17 protein-coding genes are annotated in these 23,989 nt (G+C 26.7%); 7 read left to right on the top strand and 10 right to left on the bottom strand.

The features are described 5' to 3' along the window. Positions 1 to 119 precede the first annotated feature (119 nt). From rpmB to AWT65_RS04500, 3 genes are all read left to right on the top strand, one after another. The gene (gene rpmB / locus AWT65_RS04490) at positions 120 to 386 is read left to right on the top strand and encodes a 50S ribosomal protein L28 (protein ID WP_066729780.1); all 267 of its coding nucleotides are present in this window, start codon (positions 120 to 122) and stop codon (positions 384 to 386) included. 78 nt (positions 387 to 464) lie between these two features. After that, entirely contained in the window at positions 465 to 1,733 is a 1,269-nt protein-coding gene (locus tag AWT65_RS04495) for an MATE family efflux transporter (RefSeq protein WP_066729783.1), read from the top strand. Positions 1,734 to 1,843: 110 nt separating this feature from the next. Beyond that, on the top strand, positions 1,844 to 2,119 hold the full coding sequence (locus tag AWT65_RS04500; RefSeq protein WP_066729785.1) for an HU family DNA-binding protein: 276 nt from the start codon (positions 1,844 to 1,846) through the stop codon (positions 2,117 to 2,119). Between the two features lie 49 nt (positions 2,120 to 2,168). On the opposite strand, the gene sppA is transcribed toward AWT65_RS04500, so the two are convergent. The 6 genes from sppA to AWT65_RS04530 are packed head-to-tail and all read right to left on the bottom strand — an operon-like array spanning position 2,169 to position 7,171. Next, positions 2,169 to 3,908 (bottom strand): signal peptide peptidase SppA, encoded by a 1,740-nt coding sequence (sppA, locus tag AWT65_RS04505; RefSeq protein WP_066729788.1) that lies wholly within the window; start codon positions 3,906 to 3,908, stop codon positions 2,169 to 2,171. After that, a complete protein-coding gene (gene mnmA / locus AWT65_RS04510) occupies positions 3,902 to 4,942 on the bottom strand; it encodes a tRNA 2-thiouridine(34) synthase MnmA (protein ID WP_066729791.1) in 1,041 nt (346 codons plus the stop codon). The genes sppA and mnmA overlap by 7 nt, the downstream gene beginning before the upstream one ends. Then, positions 4,939 to 5,637, bottom strand: a complete 699-nt coding sequence (locus tag AWT65_RS04515) for an LrgB family protein (RefSeq protein WP_066729793.1) — start codon at positions 5,635 to 5,637, stop codon at positions 4,939 to 4,941. Before AWT65_RS04515 ends, mnmA begins: the two co-directional genes overlap by 4 nt. After that, positions 5,630 to 5,992: a CidA/LrgA family protein gene (locus AWT65_RS04520; protein ID WP_066729794.1), complete on the bottom strand. Its 363-nt coding sequence runs from the start codon at positions 5,990 to 5,992 to the stop codon at positions 5,630 to 5,632. Before AWT65_RS04520 ends, AWT65_RS04515 begins: the two co-directional genes overlap by 8 nt. A gap of 4 nt (positions 5,993 to 5,996) precedes the next feature. Next, complete coding sequence (locus tag AWT65_RS04525; RefSeq protein ID WP_066729796.1) at positions 5,997 to 6,365, bottom strand: response regulator; 369 nt, start codon at positions 6,363 to 6,365, stop codon at positions 5,997 to 5,999. After that, complete coding sequence (locus AWT65_RS04530; protein WP_066729798.1) at positions 6,362 to 7,171, bottom strand: Cof-type HAD-IIB family hydrolase; 810 nt, start codon at positions 7,169 to 7,171, stop codon at positions 6,362 to 6,364. Before AWT65_RS04530 ends, AWT65_RS04525 begins: the two co-directional genes overlap by 4 nt. Positions 7,172 to 7,481: 310 nt before the next feature. On the opposite strand from AWT65_RS04530, the gene AWT65_RS04535 reads away from it, so the two are divergent. The 3 genes from AWT65_RS04535 to AWT65_RS04545 are packed head-to-tail and all read left to right on the top strand — an operon-like array spanning position 7,482 to position 16,558. Continuing rightward, positions 7,482 to 9,494 (top strand): hypothetical protein, encoded by a 2,013-nt coding sequence (locus AWT65_RS04535; RefSeq protein WP_066729800.1) that lies wholly within the window; start codon positions 7,482 to 7,484, stop codon positions 9,492 to 9,494. Positions 9,495 to 9,502: 8 nt separating this feature from the next. Then, complete coding sequence (locus tag AWT65_RS04540; protein ID WP_066729802.1) at positions 9,503 to 14,680, top strand: S8 family serine peptidase; 5,178 nt, start codon at positions 9,503 to 9,505, stop codon at positions 14,678 to 14,680. 9 nt (positions 14,681 to 14,689) lie between these two features. Continuing rightward, positions 14,690 to 16,558 carry a ring-infected erythrocyte surface antigen domain-containing protein gene (locus tag AWT65_RS04545; RefSeq protein ID WP_066729804.1) on the top strand — a complete coding sequence of 623 codons (1,869 nt, stop codon included), beginning with the start codon at positions 14,690 to 14,692 and terminating at the stop codon, positions 16,556 to 16,558. Positions 16,559 to 16,611: 53 nt separating this feature from the next. Here AWT65_RS04545 and nadN read toward each other — a convergent pair whose 3' ends face one another. The 4 genes from nadN to tsaD form a co-directional block, all read right to left on the bottom strand. Beyond that, positions 16,612 to 18,408, bottom strand: a complete 1,797-nt coding sequence (nadN, locus tag AWT65_RS04550; RefSeq protein WP_066729807.1) for an NAD nucleotidase — start codon at positions 18,406 to 18,408, stop codon at positions 16,612 to 16,614. A 16-nt stretch (positions 18,409 to 18,424) separates the two neighbouring features. Then, on the bottom strand, positions 18,425 to 19,084 hold the full coding sequence (locus AWT65_RS04555) for a hypothetical protein (RefSeq protein ID WP_066729809.1): 660 nt from the start codon (positions 19,082 to 19,084) through the stop codon (positions 18,425 to 18,427). 72 nt (positions 19,085 to 19,156) lie between these two features. Beyond that, positions 19,157 to 19,906: a DUF4912 domain-containing protein gene (locus AWT65_RS04560; protein WP_066729811.1), complete on the bottom strand. Its 750-nt coding sequence runs from the start codon at positions 19,904 to 19,906 to the stop codon at positions 19,157 to 19,159. A 10-nt stretch (positions 19,907 to 19,916) separates the two neighbouring features. Continuing rightward, entirely contained in the window at positions 19,917 to 20,924 is a 1,008-nt protein-coding gene (gene tsaD / locus AWT65_RS04565; protein ID WP_066729813.1) for a tRNA (adenosine(37)-N6)-threonylcarbamoyltransferase complex transferase subunit TsaD, read from the bottom strand. 284 nt (positions 20,925 to 21,208) lie between these two features. Here tsaD and AWT65_RS04570 point away from each other — a divergent pair, with 284 nt between their 5' ends. After that, complete coding sequence (locus tag AWT65_RS04570) at positions 21,209 to 23,773, top strand: YadA-like family protein (RefSeq protein WP_066729815.1); 2,565 nt, start codon at positions 21,209 to 21,211, stop codon at positions 23,771 to 23,773. Positions 23,774 to 23,989: the final 216 nt, after the last annotated feature.

The raw sequence follows: 23,989 nt of genomic DNA on the forward strand, positions 1-23,989 counted from the left end.
AATTTTTGGTAAATACTTTTTTAAACAAAAAAATAAAGAAATGTATTTAATAAAAACTTGTCAGTATTGAATAAATGTGATATAATAGAAATCTAGTAATAATGTCAGGAGGTACTAATATGCGTGTATGTGAAGTTTTCGGTAAAAGAACTAGCCATGGTAATTTAGTTAGCCATTCACACAAAGCAACTAAGAGAATTTGGAAGCCTAATTTGCAAGTTATGACTTTAACTATTAATGGGCAAGAAATTAAAGTTAGAGTTTGCACAAAAGCTATGAAGACTTTAAAGGGAAAGAATTCTGATCAAGTTAGAAAAATTTTAATTAAGAATAAAGAAAATCTAAGTCAAAGATTATCTAAAGTCTTATTTTCAGAAGCAGAGTAATCTAGCTTATTGACTCTGTTTCTAAATGTTAAAAAGCTGGAAAATTTTATTCCAGCTTTTTTGGTTTAGGAGGTGAAGATGAAAGAATATATTAAATATGTATCTTTAAATGTTTTAGGAACTCTTGGAATGTCTTTGTATATATTTGCAGACACCTTGTTTATTTCAAGGGGTATAGGAGTTAATGGCTTAGCATCGCTTAATGTTGTTATACCAGCTTATACCCTTATTAATGCTATTAGTATAATGCTAGCAGTTGGAGGTTCAGTCTGTTTTTCAAGATCAAGAAAGTTAAAAAAAGAAATTTTTACTCTTACGATGTTGCTGGGTGCTTTTATATCTTTTTTTATGGTTCTTATTGGTGCAAGTTTTTCGTCATATTTTGTTAGAATTTTGGGAGCAAATAGTGAAATTTTCGATATAACGAATGTGTACTTTAGGGTCATATATATTTTTTCGCCTTTTTTTATTTTTAGTAGTATACTTAATTTTTTTGTTAAAAATGATTCGAATCCTAAACTTGCTATGCAGGCTATGCTTGTTGGAACCTTATTTAATATTGTACTAGATTATATTTTAATATTTCCTTTTAAACTAGGAATGTTTGGAGCAGTAATGGCTACTTGTGCCTCACCATTGATAAGTATTATTATATTGTATAAACATTGCTATAAGTCTAAAAATTTGAAATTTAGTAGAAGAATTGCTTATCTTAAACCACACTTCATTTTATTTACAGGTTTTCCAATGTTTTTATCTGAGCTTAGTGGGGGTCTTGTAATACTTGTTTTTAATCTTATTATTTTCAAGCTTAAGGCTAATGTTGGTATTGCAGCTTATGGCATAGTTACAAATTTAGGGATAATTGTTACCGCTATTTACAATGGAATAGCCCAAGGAGTCCAACCTTTACTTACAAAATACTATGCTGTGAAAAAATATGACACAGTTAAAAAATTATCAAAATATACTAATATATTGTTAATTGTTTTATCGGTAACTATATATGCGTTTTTAGTTTTATTTAGAAAAAATATAATATTAATGTTTAACCCGGAAAGATCAAAAGCTTTACAAGAATTAGCAACTGAAGCTTTGATACTATACTTCACATCGATTTTATTTTCTGGTTTGAATATTTTTGGACAAATAAAGTTACTATGTACGAAACAAGTAAAATTTGCTAGATTAATTTCTATATTAAGAGGCATAATAGTGATTTTTCCCTTTACAGAAATATTAAAGATTTTATTTAAAATAACAGGAGTTTGGCTTACAATACCTGTTGTGGAGCTTGTTACTTGTTTAGTTTTGTTTTTCATCATGACAGATTTTTGTAAAGAATAAAGTTTAATTTTTTGAATATATTCAAGAAAAAGCCTATAATTTTTAAAAAAAGTTGCTTTTTTTAAATAATTAAGGTAAAATATTTATAACGAGGGAAAGGAGCTGTAGCAATGAACAAGAAAGAATTTATTTCAGTTTATTCTGAAAAACTAGGAGAAACTAAGAAAAGGTCCGAAGAGTTAATTAATGGGTTTTTAGAATTAATTCAAAATAATTTAAAAAAAGGAAAAAATATTCAATTTATTGGGTTTGGAACATTTTTATCAAAGGATATGCCAGAAAGAAATGGAGTTAATCCATCTAGTGGAGAAAAAATTAAAATAAAAGCTAGAAAAGTTATAAAGTTTAAAGTAGGAAAGAATTTACAAAAAACAATAAATTTATAGATCATATAAAAAACACTAAAGCTATGAATAACCTTAGTGTTTTTTTGTTTTAATATTTTAATTTATTTAAGCTAGTATTGAAATAAAGTGGTGTTAGACTATTATTTTGTATAAATAGTAGCTTTTTATATATATTATCATAAATATCTAATTTAGTATTTGAATTAAATATAGATTTTGCAAAATCTAAATAATTGCTATAATCCATTTTAGTATTTATTTGTGTTACATTGTAATCGGTAAGATTACATTCTTTTGCAACTATATCTATAACTTCGTCAAGACTAGCTATATCATCAATAAGTCCTATTTTTTTAGCCTCATCACCTAACCAAATACGACCTCCAGCTAAAGGTTCTAATTTTTCATCAGGTATATTTCTTGCTACACTAACTCTATGTTTGAATTCAGTATAAACATCTTGTAAAATATTTTGCAAATGTGTTCTATCATCATCAGTTAGTGAATAACTTGGATCATAAATTCCAGCATATTTTCCTTTTTGTATTACTTGACTATTTATATTAAACTTATTGAAAGCCTTATCAAATTTTGGCAATAAAGAAACAACTCCTATAGAACCAGTAATTGTAGCTTCATTAGCGAAAATTTTCTTTGCACTTGTTGCTATATAGTAACCTCCAGAAGCAGCTACATCTGATAAAGAAGCATAAATAGGTATATGATAAGTATCAGTATATCTTTTTATTAATTTGTGTATCATTTCTGCTTCTAATGCACTACCACCAGGAGAATTTATACGAAGGATAACAGCTTTAATATTTTTATTTTTTTCTATTTGTTCAAATTTATTTCTAACATTTTTTTCTGAAAGTGTTAAATCAGATAAATCCTCATTTGATGAAGTAATATTTCCTTCTAAAGGAACGATTGCTATTGTATTTTTGCTATTATTTTCCATATCTTGCTGTGCAATATCAGATAAACTAATAGTATTATCATCAGTTGCATTTAATTTTTCCATTAGCATATCATAATCCATTATTTCATCTATCAAGCCATAATCTTTTGCAGTATAAGGACTTATAGAATCATATTTTCCATCTAAAATATTATTTTTGAAAGTATTAATATCTAACTTTCTATTTTTTGAAATATTAAGGGCAAAATTATTAAGTCTATTATCAAAAACCCTTGTTAAATCACTTCTTAATTCATCAGACATTTTGTTTAAATAATATTGTTCACCAAATGATTTGTGTGATCCAACATGAATAGCTTCTACTTTTACACCATATTTATCAAAAATATCTTTGAAATATAGTTGGCTAGAATAATAGCCATTTAGTGAAAGCCTTGCACTAAGTGTATTTGGCATAACAATCTTGTCAGCAACACTAGCAAGTCTATATGTTACATTGTCGATATTGCTACCATAAGCATAAATTTTTTTATTAGACATAGGGAATTTTTTTAAAATTTTCATAAATTCTTCTATTTGTGAAGGACTTAATCTTAAAGTATCAAGATTAATAATTAAAGCTTCTACATTTTTATTAAGTCTAATATTATTAAGTGAGTTAATTACAGTGTTAAAATTAATATTATCTTCATTAAAAAAAGCAAGTGTTGGATTATTTTCTTCTTTTACCTTATCTATATCAAATACAACATATTTGTAATTAGAAATTACGGGTTTTTGATTTGATTTTAAGCTAGATTTAGATAAAATTATTAGGCTGATTATAAAGAATATTGCAACACAATAAACAATTTTTAAATTAAAGATTATAAAAGCTAAAATATTTTTTAATATTTTTTTTAACATTCTATTAGTCCACCTCCAATTAATTTATTTTCATAAAAGATAACTATATGTTGACCTTTTGAATTTTGAGCATTTTTAATTTCATATTTAAAATAGAGTTTCCCATCTAAAAAGAATAAATAACCATATAGTCCTTTTGAAGAAAATCTAGGTTGAACAAAAACTCTTTTATTTAATATATCTGTTAAATTTACATGAAAAATATAATTCGTGATTTGTATGCTATCTATCATTAATTTTTCATATGGACCAAGGACAATTTCATTAGTTTTTGGCAAAATTTTAAGTATGAAAATGGGATAAGGAAGTTTAAGACCTAACTTTCTTCTTTGCCCCACTGTATAGAGCTGATATCCTTTATGTTTACCTAAGATTTTTCCACTTTCATCAATAAAATTCCCTTCCTTAGTATCAAGATTTTTTTGTAAAAAAGGAATATATCCATCTTGTGCAAAACAAATACCAGTACTATCTTTTTTATCGTGTGTGATTATATTATTTTTTTTAGCAAGTTCTCTAATTTCAGATTTTGGTGTTTTTCCTAAAGGAAAGAGCATTTTTGATAAATCTTCTTTTGACAAGCGATAAAGCATATAGCTTTGATCTTTTACAGTATCTACATATGTTAGAAGACCATCTTCACTTTTTATAGCATAATGCCCAGTAGCTACATAATCAAAATTTAATTCTTTAGCTAAGTCTAGAAGTGTTCTAATTTTCACCTTTTCATTGCAAATAACACAAGGATTAGGAGTTCTTCCCTTTTTATATTCTTCAATAAAGGTAGTTATAATTTCTTTTTTAAATTTATCTTCAACATTAATTACATAATGTGGAATTCCTAATTGAAAACAAACAATTCTAGCATCATTTATATCATCCAAGGAGCAACAGGTTTTATTTTTACTATTACTTAATTCATCGGATAAATGTTTTATACTAACACCTATAACTTCGTAACCTTGTTCTTTTAATAAAAGAGCAGCAACAGAACTATCAATGCCACCACTCATACCAACTATAACTTTTTTCATGATAGGATTACTCTAAGTATTAAAGGAGCTACTAAAATTACATAAAGTCCAGTAAGTCCTATTGATAAACCAGCCATAGCACCAGTTTCCTTATCCATTTCTATTGCTTTACTTGTACCAACAGCATGAGCTGCAGAACCTAAGCTAACACCTATGGCTACTTTGTCATCAACATTAAGCATCTTATAAATTCCAGGACCCAAAGTAGCACCTGTTATACCTGTGACTATTACTAAAATTACTGTTATAGGAATTATACCATGAACATTTTCAGTAAGTCCTACGGCTATTGCAGTCGTTACAGATTTTGGCATAAAGGAAGCTATTATTTCAGGCTTGTAGGCAAATAATTTACAAATATAGCCAACAAGTAGACAATTTATTGTGTTTCCTACAATAATACCAGTAATAATAGATAAAAAATGTTTTTTTAACAAATGCAAATTTTTATGCAAGGGTATTGCTAGAGCTACGGTTGCCGGTGTTATTAATGTAGTGAATATTGATCCACCAATATTGTATGTTTCATAAGGTATATTAAAAAATTTTAATATAGCTATAATTAATACTATAGATATTAGTATAGGATTAAGTATAGCTGAATTAGTTTTAACAAACAATTTTACTGCTAGTACATAAATAAGTATAGTAAGCATAATTCCGAACATTTGATTGTTTATTAAAATACTAAGCATCTTCGCCTCCTTCAAATCTATTTTTAACAAATTCAACAATTTTAACTGTAACAATTAGTGAGAATATGGTTGTAAATATGGCTATAAGAAAAAAACTTAGCCAAATTTCTTTTATAAAATTGAATTTTGACATTATTCCAACTCCAGCAGGAACAAATAAGATACCTAAATTTTCTAATAAAAATTCTCCAACTTTTTCAATTTTTTTCATTTTTAAGAACTTCAATTCTAAAAAGATAAATAAAATTATCATTCCAATAACACTTCCGGGAATAGGTAATTTTAAACCTTTAGATAAAAGCTCTCCTATAAGTGAGAATATTAAAATATACATAATCTCCTTATAAACATTCATTTTTTTAATCATCTCCATTCAAAACATTATCTATAGCATTTATTAATTCGTTTTTTGTGAAAGGTTTGCAAAGACAGGCTTTTGCACCAGCTTCAAGACCTTCTGCAATATATACATCCAAAAACATCATAGAGCTACATATTATTATATTTGCATTTTTATCATAAGATAAAATTTTTTCTATAGAACCAAAACCATCGAGTATGGGCATGTTTATATCCATTGTAACAATGTCAGGCTTATATACTATATATTTTTTATAAGCATCAAGTCCATTGTTAGCTTCAATAATATTAAAATTATATTCTTCTAAAATATTTTTAATTATTTGTCTAAAATATTGACTATCATCTACAACTAAAGCACTTTTCATAAATTAAAAACCTCTTCAATTTTTTTTGCAACAGCATCAGAATGACTATCGTCTATAATCTCTTTTTCGGGTAATAAATCTTTTAATTCTTGCAAGGCATTAGCCATTATAAAGCTATTTTTAAATAATTTCAACATAGAATAGTCATTTAAACCATCACCGAAGGCAATAACTTCATCAGGATTTATACCATCTTTTTCTAAAAGTTTCAAACTTGCATTAGCTTTATTAGCTGAAATATCAAAGATTTCTAAGGAATTTTCACTAACAAAATCTATATTTGCATCCTTTGAAATATTTTCTTTTAAAACTTCACGAATCTTTTTTAAATTTTCAAAAGAGCCTATAAAAAAAAGTTTATTAAAGTCTTTCTTTTTAAATTCTTCTATATCTATTACTGTAGCACCAAAAGTTTTATCTACTCTTCTTTTTGAATAAAAATCCTTATATTCTTCAGAAATAACAAACCAATCTGTTCCAGAATAGCCATTTATGAATATTTCTTTTCCATATTTCTTGTAATCCAAATTAAGAATAAAATCTTTACATTTTTTATTTAATGTTACTGAATAGATTTCTTTACCTTTTTCATCAATTATTCTAGCACCATTAGTTGTAATAAGAGAAAGAGAGTGTGAAAATTGATCTGCAATTAATCTTGCTCCTCTTTCTACACGACCAGTAGCTATGTATAGCTTATACCCCTTATCTAAGAATTTATTAATAACATTCTTAGTATATGTGCTAAGAAAATGATCTTTATTTAATAAAGTTCCATCCAAATCAGTAACAACTGCTTTAAACATTTAATCACTCCTTTAAATATATATGGAATATTATAGCATAAATTAAAGTGAAAAGTTAAGGTTGTAATGAAAGTATTAAATAAAGTGAAAATATTAACTATATTTTTACATAAATTAAATTTTGTGAAAAAAATATAGAATAAAAACTTTATACACATATATCTTTTCTTCTTTTATATAAAAAAGGTAAAGACATAGACAGTAAAAGTCCAAGCATAAATAAAATTTATGGTACTATTAATAAAATATATTTAAAAAACTTTTTAAAAAATAGTATAATTAAGTGAAAAATCTTGAAAGGAGATAGGGAATGAAAAATAAAAAGATATGTTTTTTAGCAGTGCTATTATCGATGGCTTCTTATGCTTACGAGGCAAGCGTAGAAACAGGAGTTAAGGTTAATAGTAGTTTTGCACCCAAATATGAAACCACAGGTTATGAGTTAAATCTTTTGAAATTTAATATTAAACCGTTAAAAGAATTAGAATTTGGTGTTGATATTAAATCTGCAAGAAAAGATTTCTCAATTAATGATTATGATAAGGATATAAAGCACATATATAATTGGAAAAAAAGAGACGCAAATCATGATGTCATGTTGAAATTTTTAATTAATAATGAAAATAATTTGACTAAGGATTTAAAATTGACAAATAATTTTCAATATTATTTAGATGATTTTTGGATAAAGAAAAATTATTCAAAAGATGGGACAATAAAAGAAGAAGTAAAAACTGAATATTTAGAAGATGATGGAACAAAACAAGCTTTAGGAAATACAGTATTTAGTACAAATATTTCAGGAAAAGTTAAAAATACAGAAATAGATTCAAAAATTGAATATAAGGCAAATCAATTTCATAGATTTGATAAAGATGAAGCATATTTTAAAGTAAATAGTAAAACTGATACAAAATTAAATGATAAATATGCTTTAAATAGTGAATACAATTTTGACATAGATCTTAATGCAGCAAGTAGACCATTTGATGCACTTGATACAGAATTAGATGAATTTCCTGATTTCCATTCGGGAGATTATGTAACAAAATTTGATCAAAAATTTAATTTTGGTTTTAAATACTCTGAAAATAAGAATAATTATGGTTTGAAATTAGAAATGAAACATCATGCAGAATATTCTAAGGGTCAAAAGAAAGAAGATCCATATAAAACTTTCTATAATATTTTAGATCCAAAACTTATTTTAAGTGCTAGTAATAATGTTGATTTAAAAGTAGGTAAATTAGTTTTTGATAATAGCTTAGGAAATTTAATAGAAGCAAGAATGACAAAATATTTACCAGATGAAAGTAGAAAAGAAAACTATGAACTAGCATTAAAATATGAACCAAGTTTAAAATCTAAATTAAAATATATGTATAATAAAAATAAGGATGATTTAGAACTAGATACAAGTTTAGAATATTTTCCAAGTTTTCTTTTATACCCAACAAATATAAATGCAGATGTTGTTCCGCATAATTTCAAACTTGGTTTTAAAACAAAATATGTTAGAAAATTAAATGATAAACAAGATGTTAGTTTTGATTTTGATAATAAACTAAGTAAAATAGTAAAATTTTCTGATAGTAAAGAAAATGAACCTAAAAATAATATTGAATCTAAATTGAACATAAAATATACAAATAAAGAAATAAAAGATTTGAATTTGAGTGTAAATTTAAATAATGAATTCAAAGAAGATACAATTAAAAAAGTAAAAATTTTACACCCTAATAATACAAGTAATAAATTGAATTTAAGCATAGAAACAGAATATAAAGGGCTTAAAGATTTAGTATTTATTAATAAATTAAAATATAAAAATAGTTTAGCACTTAATCATGTAACAAGACCAGATGATAAAAATGTTTTAACATATTTAATAAATTCTTTGGAATTTGATAGTTCTGTAGAATATACAAAAAAAATTAGTGATAAATTGACCTTAAAGAGTGGCTTAGATGTACTTGCAAAATTTGATACCCTATTACTTAGAAGTGAAAAAATGTATAACTATAATACAAATGATATAGAAAAAACAAAAGAAAAACCTATGTTAAGTGATGCAGTTAATAATAAATATAATTTAGGAGGAAGTTTTGAATTAAAGCCTAAAGTTAGTGTTGTATATATGCCAATAAAAAACTTAGAATTAAGTTCAGGATTTGAAATTTCTACTCTTTTTGAAAAGAAAGTAATAGATTTGATAAAGGATGAAAAAAGACCAGATGAAGGCTTATTTGGACCAATAGATAAGAAATTTGAATTTAGAAAATTAAAACCAAGCTTAACATTAAATTTGAAGTATAAATGGTAGGAGGTAAAATGAGAGTAAATAATAAAAGCATAGCTATATTTTTTGGTCTAATAGCTCTTAGTAGTTGTAGTAGTTTAAAAAAGGTAAATAATGCTGATAAAGCAAATAAATTAGAAGTTAAATATTTTAAACCTGAATATGATATTAATGAGGGTGTTAATGAAATAGTCAGCGAAATAAAAAAACAACCTGTAGACAGACTTAAAAATATTACAGCTAAAAATTTTGAAATAAAAAATTTAGATAAAATGTATGATAAAGAAGTAATATATTTAAATAATGATAGTTTAGATAAAAATATATCAATTGTTAAAATATATAACAAAAAGCCTAGTTTGGTGTATAAAAAAGGAAGTAAAGGTTACGAAACTTTAGTTGGTGTAGAAAAAACAGGTGGAGAACTTTTCCCAGATAAGCCAGAATTAAAAAATGAAAAATATAAGGTAGTTACAGATAAGGATAGAAATAATGTCTATGTTCAAGTAAGAGATAATATTACAGGAAAAACAAAAGATATTAGATTAGATAATAAGGTTTTAATTGAAGAAAGACCTAGTGAAATATCAGATAATATTAGATATGAAGATTTGAAAAAATTGAATAAGGATAAAAGAGTTAAGTATAAGATTAATACCTTAGATAATCCTTTTGAAGATGTAGCAGATGCAGAAAAACAAATAGTAAATGGTTATGAATTTTATGATTATAAAAATTATTTTAAACCAGATAAATACTATGATGAAGATGATTTGGCTGGAGTTAAAAGAGTTGACTTAATTGATCATATTGATGGTTTGAAAGATAAAGAATATAAAAGAAATATAGATTTTGGAATAAAATTAGGAGATTTCAAAGATGATTATTCAAAACTTTTAGCAGATCTTAGTAAAAGAAGCCTTAAATTAACAGAAGATGGTAAGGTTATAGGAGGTTTTGATGAATATTTATCACAAAAAATAGAAAAATATAGTGAAGCAGAACCTCAAACTGGAAAAGTAAGTTTTGTAACTGAAATTTTAGATAAGGATAAAAATGTAGGTTTACATAATGTAGTAAGAAAAATATTACAAGATGGAAAAGTAGTTTTTCAAAAGAAAGAAAAAGCTTTTGTAAGCTTTGATGGAGTAAATGTTGCAGTAGCAGACGGAACTTTTTTTGATTTATCACCAGAAGTTGAAAAAAGAGTTTATAGAGGTACGGTAAAAGCTGATGATAAGGTTAAGGATTTTGTAAAAGAAGCTACAGATGAAAAAGAAAGAAAAAAAGCTCTACAACACTTATTAAGACAACATGGTGCAACAGTAATAGGAGCTATGATAGATGAATCAGTTTTAGGAGATGCTTTTTATTGGACAGGTGCTATAACTGATACTCTTTGCAAGATTGGAGAAAAAGGAAATTTACCAGACTTTATACCAGATTATCAAGCTTTAAATAAATTTATTGGAAATCTTTTATCAAAGTATGCAGATAAGTATTCACCAGAAATGACAAATTATTTAGCGGATAAAGTAAAAGCTGCTGCTGAAAAATTGGATGAAATAACAAATGTAGTAATAGATGCAAAGATAGCAGATGCTAATAAAAAAGAAATGTACAAAACTATGTATCCAGAATTAGCTCGTCTATTAAAAGAAGTTTATGGTATGCCAGAATTAGATAAATTAAAATTCTCTAAGTTGCATTTCACAACTATTAGTGTTGCTTCTGGAGATGAGCATATAAAAACAAGTGATACTGCTAAAAATTTATCATCTATATTAGATTTGAATAAAAATATTAAGGCAATCAATATGTCTTATGGTTCAAACTATAATGTAGAAGAATATTTAGAATTAAGTAAATTAAAGCAAGAAGATTTTGAAAAAGGAGCAAAAGCATATAATACAGATGCATATTTCAGAAATGCAGTTTTATCATGGTTAAAATCAGATGATGAAAAATCAGAACAAAATATGAAAGATTACTATAATGGTTATTTAGGAATACCTAGTGTATATAAATATTTTGCTTCAAGAAATCAAATTAGTGCAAGTGACTATAAAAAACTTGTAGATTTGAGATTATTAACACTAAAAAGTGTCTTAAAAGAAGCACCTGAAATAACTGCTGCAAATCATGATATTCTTTTTGTTAGATCAGCTGGAAATACTTATTCTTATGCTCAAATAGATTTAGCAAATTATGATAAAAATGGTAAAAAAATAGCTTATCATGATCCAAACTATAAATATAGTAATGATTTTGCTTCATTGCCAACATATATGAATGAAGTAGAAAAAGAAAAGGCAAGAGAAGAAGGAAAGGAATATAAATATAACTATAACTATAGAAAAAATTTATTAGGTTCAGTTGGAGTTGTACCAAAGACATCAAGTTATGGATATGAAGCAACTGAAGATATTTCAAATGCTTGGGCACTATACACAGATAAATTTAACTATAAGCGTTTAAGAGCTTTTGGAATAGGAATGTTGTCAGAATATAATTTCTTAATTAAGGAATTAAATAATATAGTAAGAAATCCTGAAAAATATCCTAAAGGATATAAAGAAGAAATAGTATCTAGAATTAAAGCTGTAGATAAAATGGTTGCAGAACATCAAGATATGGAAAAAGATGATACAAGATATTCATTTTCAAGAGCAGGAAAAGCTATGTTATGGACTATGGCAGCTGACGGATCATATGTTTATACAAAGAGATTAACAAATGAAGAAAAGCAATATAGCGATGGAGAAGATATAGGTAGTGATATAGCATTTGGATCATCATTCTCAGCACCTAGAATGACAGCAGTAGCTGGTATGATAGCTGAAAAATTTCCATGGATGAGTGCACATGATATAAAAACAAGTATGTTGACAACAGCTATAGATGATTATAGATTGAATTTTATAGATTTAAATAAAGAAAAAGGAAAGAAAGATGAAAATCCAACTGAAAATCCAAATAAGACACCGAATATAAAAATTGAAGAAATAGGACTATATGGTGTAGATGAAAATATAGGTTGGGGAATAATGGATAAGGAAGCAGCCCTAGATGGACCAGCAAGATTTGTAAAAGCATTAACACATGAAGTTGGTCAAGAAAACTTTGTTGCAAATGTACCATATGGAACATTTACTTTTGGAAATAGTATACAAGGGGCCTTTGATCCTATAAAACACATGTCATCAAGAAAATATATAACTTTAGAACAAGCAAATAGTCTTGTAGTAACAGCACAATTTAAAAATGAAGAAATATTAGATCCTAAATTTCTTGAAACACATGAAAATGTTAAAAGAGTTTTAGAAAGAACTAAAGTAACACCACAACAAATAGTAAATGAATTAAGACCTAAGATAAAGAAATATTTGCCAAGTTTGAGCTTTGAAGAAAGAGAATTATTCCAAAGTGCAGGTTTAGAAAAATTAGGAAAAGGTACTTTGATTTTATCAGGTAATAATACTTATACAGAACCAACATATGTAAAAGAAGGAACTTTGGTTGTGCAAGGTGTTCAAAATTCAGATGTTATAGTTTCTGAAAATGCAAAATTGAAATTAGATTCAGAATATATTGAAAAAGGAAATTTAGCAAGAGTAATGTTAGGACTTGAACCTTTAAAAGGTGGAATTTACGCTAATGTAAAAAATAAAGGGCAACTATACTCATATTCAAACAAGGATAATATATTAGGTACATATATACCATATGAAAATTCATTGACTCGTATAGCAAATGGGGCAAGATTAAGTGTTGATAAATTAGATTTATCAAATATTTCACATTTTGATATAGACTTATTTAGAAAATATCAAATGATGACATTTGACTTAAAAGAAGTTAAGAAATTTGAAGATTATAATGACGATGATACGAAAGAAAGTAATGAAAAAACAGAAGATACTTTCAATAAAAAATTAATTTTTGTTGCCAAAGATGTAAGTGATGCTGATGTTTCTAAAATAACATTTGGAGAAGAAAGTGTAAGTTCAGGGCTTAAAATGATTACAGAATTAAAGAAGGAAAATAATAAGAATATTGTAAAAATTTGGCTTGAAAGAAAAGAACATATATTTGATCCATTAAATGATAAAAAAGAAAATGAAGGACCAAAAGTACAAACATTATCAACAAAATTGAAGAAATTTATAGTTTCTAAAATGAATAAAAAACTTAGTGATAAAGAATTAAATGAATTGAATATACAATTAGATAATTTGGAAATTGCCGATGACGAAGATGTAGAAACTTTAGATGGAAATATATTAGTAGATTCTATGACTTTAGGTTTAGAAAATTTAAATATTAGAAATAGAGCAATCTTAGATACTGTAGAAAAAAATACAAATAAATCATTTGAAACTTTTGCAAGTGTACAAACAGATACTAAAATTAGAAAAGAAGATAAAAGAAATATTATTACTACAGTTACAAATCTTTTTGCAGGTGTAGGTAAAGAATTTAGAAGCAAAATTTCAAAACATAACATAGCTATAGCATTAAATTACACAAATTCTAAATTAAAAGATTTAAGTTTTAAAGCAGGATTGAAAAAAGAAAATGTCTTAGGAGATGTTAATGTAAATGGAGCAGGTCTTGCAATGATTAATACTAATGATTTTAAATTTGGTTTATCAACAAATACTATAATATCTGCAGATTATTTAGATAAACATATTTCAAGAAAATTATTAGATAAGGATGTTAAAGATACAAGAAGTTCTGATTTCCTAGTAGATATTAATAATATAGTAGCATATAAATATGAAAAAGATGTAAATAATAAGGTAAGCTTAGGTATTAAACCATATATTGGTTTGGATGTACCAGTATATATTAAAGGTTATTACAATGAAAATAGTGAATTTGGATATAATTCTGAAATGGAAGTATTTGTTAAACCAAGCATGACTTTAGGAACAAAATTCAATGTAAGATATGATAAAGATTTAGATATAAGCATTTATGCAGATTATACAAAATATCTTGTAGATACAACTTTAAAATCAAAGGGTGAATTAAAGGGATATAAATTTGTAAATGATATTTCAGGAGTTAAATTAACTGATAATATAGTTAACTTTGGGTTGAATGTAAACAAAAAAATTGGTAATTTAACTTTAGGATTTGGATATAAAAATAGAAATATAAAAAATAATGCACTATCTACAATGTTTAGATATGAATTTTAGGAGATTAATATGAAAAATAAGATAAGTTTATTTGCACTATTATTAACTATTAGTTCATTTTCAGCTAATAAATTACCTGTGAACATTGATTTTGATGTAAATACGGGTTACAGTTTTGAAAAGGTAACAAAGAAAGAGTTTGATGAAGTTGGTTTAGGTAATTTAGTAAAAGGAGATTTGAAAATTTATAAATCAACTCTTGGTGCAAATTTAGGTGTAAGTAAAAGTTTTAATACAAAATATAAAAAATTTAAAGTCGAAGTTGGTGGAGGAATAGGAGCTACATTAGCTTTTGATACATATAATAATTTTTCGCAAATTAGAGAAAATGATAAAGAAGAAGAAAGCTTAATAGCTCTTGAAAAAAAATTAGACAATCTTAATTTTGCTTCTGTAAGAAGTGAAAAAGCCTTTGAAAAATTTTCAACTGAATTTTCATTAGCATTTAAAAGCGTTAGAGATGTAGAATATAGGCTATTAAAAGAAAGAGAAGAACTTTTTAAATTGAATCGTCAAATTAAAGAAAGAACAAAATATAAAGAAGTATATAAGGATGAAAAAGATAGACAAGATTTAAAAAGAATGTATGTTGAAATTGAAAAGCAATTGAAGGAAAAAGTAAAAGAACGAAATCAATTAAATGCAGAATTAAATGAATATATAAATCAACATCCTGAAATTGCTAAAGAAAACTTAATTAAGGATAAAGGATATTCAGAAAAATTAGAAAAACTTAGAAAAAAAATAGAAGAAACTGATCATTGTTTTACGGTAGCTGTAGCTATTAGTGTTGATGAACATATAGTAGATAATCTAGATGGTGATACAAGTAAGTATGAAGAAAAAAAGGTGGAATCAGAAAAAAGAATAAAAGAATTAGAAGCAAAAAGAGAAAAAGTAGAAAATGCATATAAAGAAAAATATGGTACATATAATAAACCTGATATAGTTACAAGAGTTGAAGAAAAAATAAAAGAAGAAGATGAAAGTGAAGAAAATGAAGTACCTAATTTAGTTAAGCATTTTAAAAATTCTGATGGAACTTTTGATTTTACAAAAGATCCACCTGTAGTGAATGATGATGAATCAATTAGAGATGATGATAAAAAAGAAGATCCATCTAAAGTTGAAGTACCTACTGATAAAATACATACAGGTAAAGAAGAGGGGGATAGAAAGAAATTACCACCTACTGATTCTACTGAACCAAAAGCACAGTCTGTAGGAAAAGTTACAGAAGAAGTGCAAGAGCTAATAAAACCTATAGATGATAATAGCGAAGGAAATTCAAATGAATCTGATAATGAAGAAGAACATAAATCTGAAGATGAAAATACTAATGAAGAAGATAATGATGAAAATAAAAAAGAAGCAAGTGAGGATGAAGATACTTTTGAATTTTTAACAGAAGAAGACATAGGTGCTGAAAAAACAAAATGGGAAACTGCTACAGAAAATTATGATGAATTAAAGAAAGAATATGAAGAAAAGAGAAAAAAAATTGGAAGTAATGCAAAAGCAATAGATGAATTAGCAATGGCAATAGCAACTAATAAATTGAGTTATGAATTTTCAACTTATGCTAGCACTAAATTTGAATATAAGTTTAATGATGAAGTTGAAATAGTACTTGGTTTAGATTTAGGTTTAAGTATAGCTAATAATAGAATTTATTCTTATGCAAAATATTTACAAGATGTAAATGCAGTAGTTGATAAAAAGCAATATTTAATTCAAAATAATTTAAAACATGTAAAAGTAAATCCTTTATTTAAATTTAATGTTATTGGAAGATATAAAAACTTTAATTTAGGTGTTTATGGAATGCAAACAAATAATACAACTTTAGGATTTACTGTAGGTTATAGATTTAAATAATAAAATATGCACTCAATCTTATATAGATTGGGTGCATTTTAAAATAATTGATTTTATTGTTTTTTAACTTCATTATTTTTATCAAAATGGAAAATAACATTTGAATCAGTATAAGTTTTAAAGTCTTTATGAAGTTGTATAAATTTAATTAAGCTTTCAGCATCAGGCAAGAATGTATCTTCTCCACCTCTTGTTTTATCAATTTCACCGAAAGTCTTATAACCATCTTTACCTTTAGCAACATAAGCATTTGTACCTACTGTATACATTTTATCATCTTGTATAGGTTCCCAAACACCAGTTTCTTCATTTTGAACTTCCATTTTAATTACTCTTTTACCATTTGCATCTTTGTATTGATTAGCTTCATATCTCATACCAGCAGCATAAGGGAAAGCACCTGTTGAACCACCAACTAAAGCAAAGTCAAGAGCATCTTCTATAACTTGTTTAACTTCTGATCCTTTCATCTTTAATAGATATAAAGTGTTACCAAATGGAAGCAATGCATATGCATCGTTATAAGTCATTTCACCTAATTTAATGTCTTGTCTAACTCCACCAGCATTTTGTATAGTCATATCTATATGTGATTGTTTTCCAAAACTTCTCATTTGAGTTAACATTGTTTCTGCAACAAATCTAGTAGCTATAGATCCCTTAGGGTTAGCGGTATTAGGTATTCTATTTGCAGAACCACCAGGCATAACATTACCAGAAATTACACCTACAACCTTATCTCCTAGTAATTTCTTTTCTTTTTTGAATTTTTCTAATATTAAAGAAGCTTTAGGATCTGCTTTTGCTATCTTAAAGTATTTTGTATTAGCTAAAGTATTTAATATTTGTTCTCTTTCTTCACCAGTAGGGATATATTTATTACCATTTGCATCTTTTCTTTGGAATGTTGAATCTAAGTGATAAGGAATAACAGGTGTTCCCTTTATACTTTCAACAATACCATCTTTTGAAAATTTAATATCAAGATTTCCTATTAATTTTGAATATTCCCAACCTTCTACAACATAAACAGGTTCTCCATTAGGACTTGTGAATTTTGTAGGATATTCTGAAATTACTGGAAGACCAAATTTTCTCATTTCATCATTACCAAATAGGTAGTGAGTATCTCCAGTTATTATAATATCTATTCCTGTAACTTTTTTTGCAATTTCAAAATTTTTGATTGCTCCAGCATGAGAAAGTAATATTATTTTATTAACTCCTTGCTTTTTCAATATGTCAGCATATTTTTGAGCAGTTTTAATTTCGTCATAAAATTTGATATCTGGACCAGGACTTGAAGATTCCTTAGTCTTTCTAACAACATCTATACCTATTATACCAACTTTTTCTCCATTTATTTTTTTAATAGCATAAGGCTTCCAATATCCTTCTAATATACTACCTTTATCAGGAACTACATTAGCAGATATGATAGGTATTTTTAAATAATCTAAGAACTTTTTAAGACCTTCATTACCTGCATCAAATTCATGATTACCTAGTGTGAAGTAATCAAATTTTGTTAAATTCATCATTTGAGCATCAGCAGATCCTCTAAATAATGTGAAATACAAAGTACCTGTTATAGCATCTCCAGCATGAAGTACTAGAGTATGTTTTCTAGTCTTTCTAAATTCGTTTATAAAATGAACAACTTCAGGGTATCCACCTATTTTAACATTAGTTGGTTTACCATCAATGTTAAATTTTAATTCACTAGGTTCAAGGTGTGAATGATGATCGTTAATGTGAACAATGCTAAGGTTAAGTGGATAGTGCTTAGCAGCTAATGTGTATGATGTTGCTAATGGCAACAAAGCCATAAGTAATAGATTTTTTTTCATAAAACCTCCATTTATTTTATTTACAATTTATTTGTTTGTACGAATTTAATATTTCTTCTTTTGTAGAAAATTCATATGAATTTCTTGAAGCGTTATATAAATAAGCAAAATTATCTATAACCATATTTTCTTTATTATCTTCTAAAAGATTTATTAATTTTGAGTATTCAACTCTCATATTTTTAGAACTAGTTAGAAGTAAAATTCTTCTATGATCTAATTCTGTATGTTTACCTTTTAGATTTAAAATTTTAGATAACATATTTTTTCTTGAATTATATAAGTAAACATTCTTTATTTCGTATTCTTTAATTAAATTTAGAATTTTTTCTTTTGTTTCTTGATTTTCATCTACAAAAATGTGCACATTCGGATTTATAGTAGAATTAGCAAGTACACAAACTTGTATAGCCTTTTTAGCTATTTCAAATTCTTCATTTTTTATACCAGTTATATCGATATAAAAACAATGTTTAGGAACTAATTGTTCGTCAGTTTTTAAAACATCATGTAGCATATAGTCAATTTTTTCCACTTTGTAAGCCGTAACTTTATCTAATTTAAAAGTCTTTTTAATATTATTTGCACGACTTAAAGCTAAATCATTAATCAATTTGCAACTATTAGAAAAAGTCACAGTTGCTAGAATAGAAGCAATTAAAAAAGATTTTTTCATTGTTTTTCCCCCTCAATTTAGTTAATATAGTGTACCTTATTAAAAATAAATGTCAAAAAAAAATCTCTAAAACTAGAGATTTCTTTCTGATGAGCCTAACTTAGACGAACCTAAAGTGCGTATATTAGCTTTTTCCGAAGAACCAAAACGAATATTCTTATTTTCATAAAAGCTAGAATCTAAATACATGTTGTCTAATATTTCTGATATGTATTCAGAATTATTAGGTAAATTTTCTTTATTATACTTATTCATAAATATTTGACCATTAAGCCAATATGGTAAACCCCAAACAGTAGCAAGTCTATTAGAAACTTTACCACTAGGTGAAATAACTGTTGTAGATTTTGCTACAGTGAAGAAATGGTTTTCTGGATTGAAAAATCCAAGTAGAGCATGATATTTTTTATCAGCTTCTACATTTAGTATGTAATATGAACCAAATCTTGAAATATTATGTATTTTTCTAAATAATTGACCATTTTTATATAAAAGTATACTTGCTTGATCGAAAACATTAAAATTCTTTTTTAAATGTTCAAAAGTATCTTCTCTTATTTCCCAATAAGCATAAAGAGTAGTAATATTTTTTGGTAATAAAGCTATTTCATTTGTATAATATCTATTAGGTAGAGGAGCTTTATCGAAAAATTTGTCAGTACCCTTACTATATTTTGTCTTTAAAAATTCTTCATTATTAACATTTTTAATTTCTTTATCATATTTAAGATAAAGTTTCTTTAAATAACCAGGTTTTCTTCTAACCCTAACTGGTATAGATTGGATAAGCTTTGTGCTATAGTAATTTCTACTAGTTCTCATTTTTTCCCTCCTACGAAGTCTTATGAAATTCCTTTGTAGATGTAGCATCTAAATTTTCTTCTTTTTTTATAGTATGATGTTTTAACATATAATAAGCAGCTGCGGCTATCATGGCACCATTGTCAGTACAATATTCCATTTTAACTGGGAAATTAATTTCTACATCTTTTAATTCATCACAAGTGTATAGCACTTGTCGTAAATATTTGTTTGCAGAAACACCTCCAGCTATTGCAACAGTTTTTGAATTTGTGTCTTTAACAGCTTTAACTATTTTTCTTCTTAAATGTTCTATAGCAGTAGTTTGAAAAGATTTTGCTATATCTCCAATATTAATTTCTATATTTTTCATTTTACATTGATTTACATAATTAGTTACAAAAGTTTTAATACCACTAAAACTTAAATTGTAGTCTTTAATATTTGGCTGAGGTATATCAAGTGTTACATTAGCATTAAGAGCAGCTTTTTCTATTTCTGGACCTCCTGGATAATGTAAGCCAATAATTCTTGCCACTTTATCATAAGCTTCACCAATAGCATCATCTAAAGTTTCGCCCATTAATTTTAAATTATGATTTTCATCCATATGATAGATGCTAGTGTGACCACCAGAAGCAGCAACTGTTATAGCAGGTAATTTAACCTCATTTTCAATAAAAGTTGAATAAATATGACCGTCTAGATGATTTATTGGTATAAGAGGTATATTGTGTCTATAACTTAAACCTTCTGCAAAAAGTAAGCCAACAAGCAAAGAACCAATTAAACCGGGTCTATTAGTAACTGCAATGTAGTCTATATCTTTCATTGTCATATTTGCTTTTTCCAAGCATTGATAAAAAACATATGTAATATTTTCGATGTGATGTCTTGAAGCTATTTCAGGAACAACACCACCATAGAGTTTGTGTATAGGTATTTGTGTAGCTATAATGTTGCTATAAACTTTTGTTCCATCTTCTACAATAGCTATAGAAGTTTCATCACATGAACTTTCTATTCCTAATATCTTCATAATTATCTCATTTCTTTCTTGTATATAAAAATTATAACCTATTTATATGAAATTTTCAATAAAAAAAAGTTTATATACTAGCTAAATAAAAGTGAAATGAATATGAATAAAAGTAAATGCTTATGGAAAATATTTATAACCTTAATATAGTCGTATATAGTTGTAATATATTTACAATAAATTAATATAATTAAAAAAATTCAAAGAAAAATAAAAAAATGTAGCAAAAAAGCTTGCTTTTATAATGGGGGGGGGTATATACTATGGTTAGGAGGTAGTTACTTATGAATATTGAAGTAAATTTGAAAAAATTCAAAACAACTATAAAGAAAAAAAGAAAAATAACATTAGCGTTGATGTTAAGTTTTTTGATGACAGGGACTATTGGTTTTGCTGAAACACCAACAGTAGAAGAACTACAACAAAAGATACAAGAATTACAAATTAAAATAGAACAACTAGAAGTAAAGAATAAAGAAATGGAAAATAGATTTAAATTTGAAGCAGTTATAGCTGGAAAAGGAGCAAAAATTGGAGGTTATGAAGTTCCAAATGAAAAAATTAGAGGCATAGCTATAGGGCAAGAAGCTACAATAGATGCACAAGGTGGGAATGATGAGGATTATAGTATTGCAATAGGTAGAAAAGCTAGAGTTACATCTAATGGGTTAGATTTTAGTAGTATAGCATTAGGTGATGGTGCTTATGTACTTAATGGAAGTGGAAAACAAGAATGGGCTTTAAGCTTTGATAGCGATAATTGGGATGTAGTAAAAGGTTTTTTTAATGTTACAGTTAATGGGCTAAAAAAAAGTAGTAGGATTCCAGGAGGCATTGCAATAGGGACGGATGCATATGCAAGGACTGGTAGTATACAAATAGGATCTCATACATACGAAGGTAAAATGGGAGGTATTGAAGTAATTAAAAATAATGATGAAACTTCAAATGATACTAATCGGCAAGCAAATATTGTTAATATGACAACAATAGGAACAAACTCTTACCAAAAAGCAGCTATGGGAACTATGGTTGGAGCGTACAATATATCTACTGGAAATTTTGATGGTAGTGGAGGATTTAATAGTTTCAGTTATGGTGCACAAAATTTTGGATCTAGTGTATTTGGGACATTGAATAGTATAAAATCAAAAGGTAAAAATGGTACATCAGGTGTAGCTAATAGTATTGTTGGTATAGCAAATATTACTGAAAATGCTAATGGATCATTAGTCTTTGGGGCTGGGAACGTTATTAAAAATTCAAACGAATATTTAAGTTTAACCGATACATTGACAGAATCATTTAAAAATGTAGATGATGCAGTAACAAAATTTCAAGATGTTATTGGTAAAAATAAAGCTGGAGGAGCAACACTTGCTATAGGTGGAGCTAATAAGGCAGATTATACAAAACAAGTTTCAATGATTGGAACTAGAAATGAAATTAAAGGGACTTCTAGTAAAAAAACAGAATTAGTTTCAGTTAGTGGAGATAACAATTTAGTTGAAAATTCAAGAAATATTGTTGCAGGTAAGAACTTTCATGTTAAAGGTGAAGGTAATGTTCTTCAAGGATTTAATAAAGACGAGTCAAAAAGAAATGAAGTTACAAATAATAATGTGGTAGCACTTGGAAATGATATTAAAGTTAGCACAGATAATTCTGTATACTTAGGAATGGAAAGTGCTAATAGTGTAGATAAAAATTCATTATGGAGAAGCGATAAAGATAAGAGAGATCAAACATATAAAGAATATGCAGGCTTTGATCATATTGGTGGTATAGTTACAGTAGGTAATGATACATTAACACGTGTTATACAAAATGTAGCACCAGGATTAATATCAGCTACATCAACAGATGCTATTAATGGGTCACAACTATATAACTATGTAGCTAAACAATATATAACTATAAAAGATGGAAAAGGTGGAGAAACTAAAGTTAAATTAGGTGATACACTAACATTAAAAGGAACAACAATAGATGTTACAGTTAAAGCCCCAGAACCAACACAAACAAATGTTAGTCAACCTGCTATAGCACCACAACCTGTTGCACCAGTATCAGAAGCAAAACCACAAGAACATACAGTTACTTATGAAACAGATACATTTGAATATAAGTTAAGAGATGAAGCAGGTAAAGTTACATCATTAATTGAAGGGGCAGATGGTAAATTATACACTCAAGATTTCTTAGATAAAAATGAATATAAGGTTGATAAATGGGTGAAAAAAGGAACAAATGAAGTAAGTGAAAACTTAAGTGACAATCAACACGAAAAAAATGGTACTAATGTTATTTTAAGCACAAAATATGGTAATATAATATCTAATGTTAGTGATGGAAAAAAAGATACCGATGCAGTAAATGTAAAACAATTAAAGGAAGTAGAAGATAAAATCAAAAATATTAGCAATGATAGCATTGATGAAGCAAAAGAAAAATCTAATTTAGCATTAAGTGGAGTAGCTAATGCAATTGCAATTGCGAATTTGGTACAAGTAAATTCATATTCAGATTATAGACATAATCTAAGTGCAGCATATGGATATTATGGAAAACAACATGCTCTAGCAATAGGTTTCAGTGGAGTAACAGAAAATAGAAGAGTTGGATACAAGATAAGTGGTTCTGTTAATACAAAAGGTAATTTAGGTTTAGGTGTCGGAGTAGGAGTGATGCTTGGAGAAAAAAGCGAAAGAAAACTATATCCAGAAAAATCTAATTTAGTAAAAGATCTTAAAGAAAAAGTAAATATGCAAAATAAGCAAATAGAAGAATTGAAAAAAGAAAATCAAGAAATAAAGGAAATGCTAAAGAAAATAATGGAGAAAAAATAATATAAATTCAGGATAAAATAAAAATGCTACAGTCCATTAAAATAAGGGGGTTGTAGCATTTTTAAAAAAGAAAAATAAAAAAAACGAAAAAAAGATATTGACAAAGGAGTATAAATTTGGTAATATAGTGATTGTCAATAAAGACGAGGACACTAAGAAAAGAAAAGCAAACAAGATGTTAAGAAAAGACAAAAAAGGTGAAAAGAATATCGAAAG

The sequence above is a fragment of the Sneathia sanguinegens genome (genome assembly GCF_001517935.1).
Classification (GTDB): Bacteria; Fusobacteriota; Fusobacteriia; order Fusobacteriales; family Leptotrichiaceae; genus Sneathia; species Sneathia sanguinegens.

Coding starts and splice junctions, on each gene's coding strand:
- rpmB (WP_066729780.1), top strand. CDS start 120: ATGCGTGTATGTGAAGTTTTCGGTAAAAGAACTAGCCATGGTAATTTA.
- AWT65_RS04495 (WP_066729783.1), top strand. CDS start 465: ATGAAAGAATATATTAAATATGTATCTTTAAATGTTTTAGGAACTCTT.
- AWT65_RS04500 (WP_066729785.1), top strand. CDS start 1,844: ATGAACAAGAAAGAATTTATTTCAGTTTATTCTGAAAAACTAGGAGAA.
- sppA (WP_066729788.1), bottom strand. CDS start 3,908: ATGTTAAAAAAAATATTAAAAAATATTTTAGCTTTTATAATCTTTAAT.
- mnmA (WP_066729791.1), bottom strand. CDS start 4,942: ATGAAAAAAGTTATAGTTGGTATGAGTGGTGGCATTGATAGTTCTGTT.
- AWT65_RS04515 (WP_066729793.1), bottom strand. CDS start 5,637: ATGCTTAGTATTTTAATAAACAATCAAATGTTCGGAATTATGCTTACT.
- AWT65_RS04520 (WP_066729794.1), bottom strand. CDS start 5,992: ATGAATGTTTATAAGGAGATTATGTATATTTTAATATTCTCACTTATA.
- AWT65_RS04525 (WP_066729796.1), bottom strand. CDS start 6,365: ATGAAAAGTGCTTTAGTTGTAGATGATAGTCAATATTTTAGACAAATA.
- AWT65_RS04530 (WP_066729798.1), bottom strand. CDS start 7,171: ATGTTTAAAGCAGTTGTTACTGATTTGGATGGAACTTTATTAAATAAA.
- AWT65_RS04535 (WP_066729800.1), top strand. CDS start 7,482: ATGAAAAATAAAAAGATATGTTTTTTAGCAGTGCTATTATCGATGGCT.
- AWT65_RS04540 (WP_066729802.1), top strand. CDS start 9,503: ATGAGAGTAAATAATAAAAGCATAGCTATATTTTTTGGTCTAATAGCT.
- AWT65_RS04545 (WP_066729804.1), top strand. CDS start 14,690: ATGAAAAATAAGATAAGTTTATTTGCACTATTATTAACTATTAGTTCA.
- nadN (WP_066729807.1), bottom strand. CDS start 18,408: ATGAAAAAAAATCTATTACTTATGGCTTTGTTGCCATTAGCAACATCA.
- AWT65_RS04555 (WP_066729809.1), bottom strand. CDS start 19,084: ATGAAAAAATCTTTTTTAATTGCTTCTATTCTAGCAACTGTGACTTTT.
- AWT65_RS04560 (WP_066729811.1), bottom strand. CDS start 19,906: ATGAGAACTAGTAGAAATTACTATAGCACAAAGCTTATCCAATCTATA.
- tsaD (WP_066729813.1), bottom strand. CDS start 20,924: ATGAAGATATTAGGAATAGAAAGTTCATGTGATGAAACTTCTATAGCT.
- AWT65_RS04570 (WP_066729815.1), top strand. CDS start 21,209: ATGAATATTGAAGTAAATTTGAAAAAATTCAAAACAACTATAAAGAAA.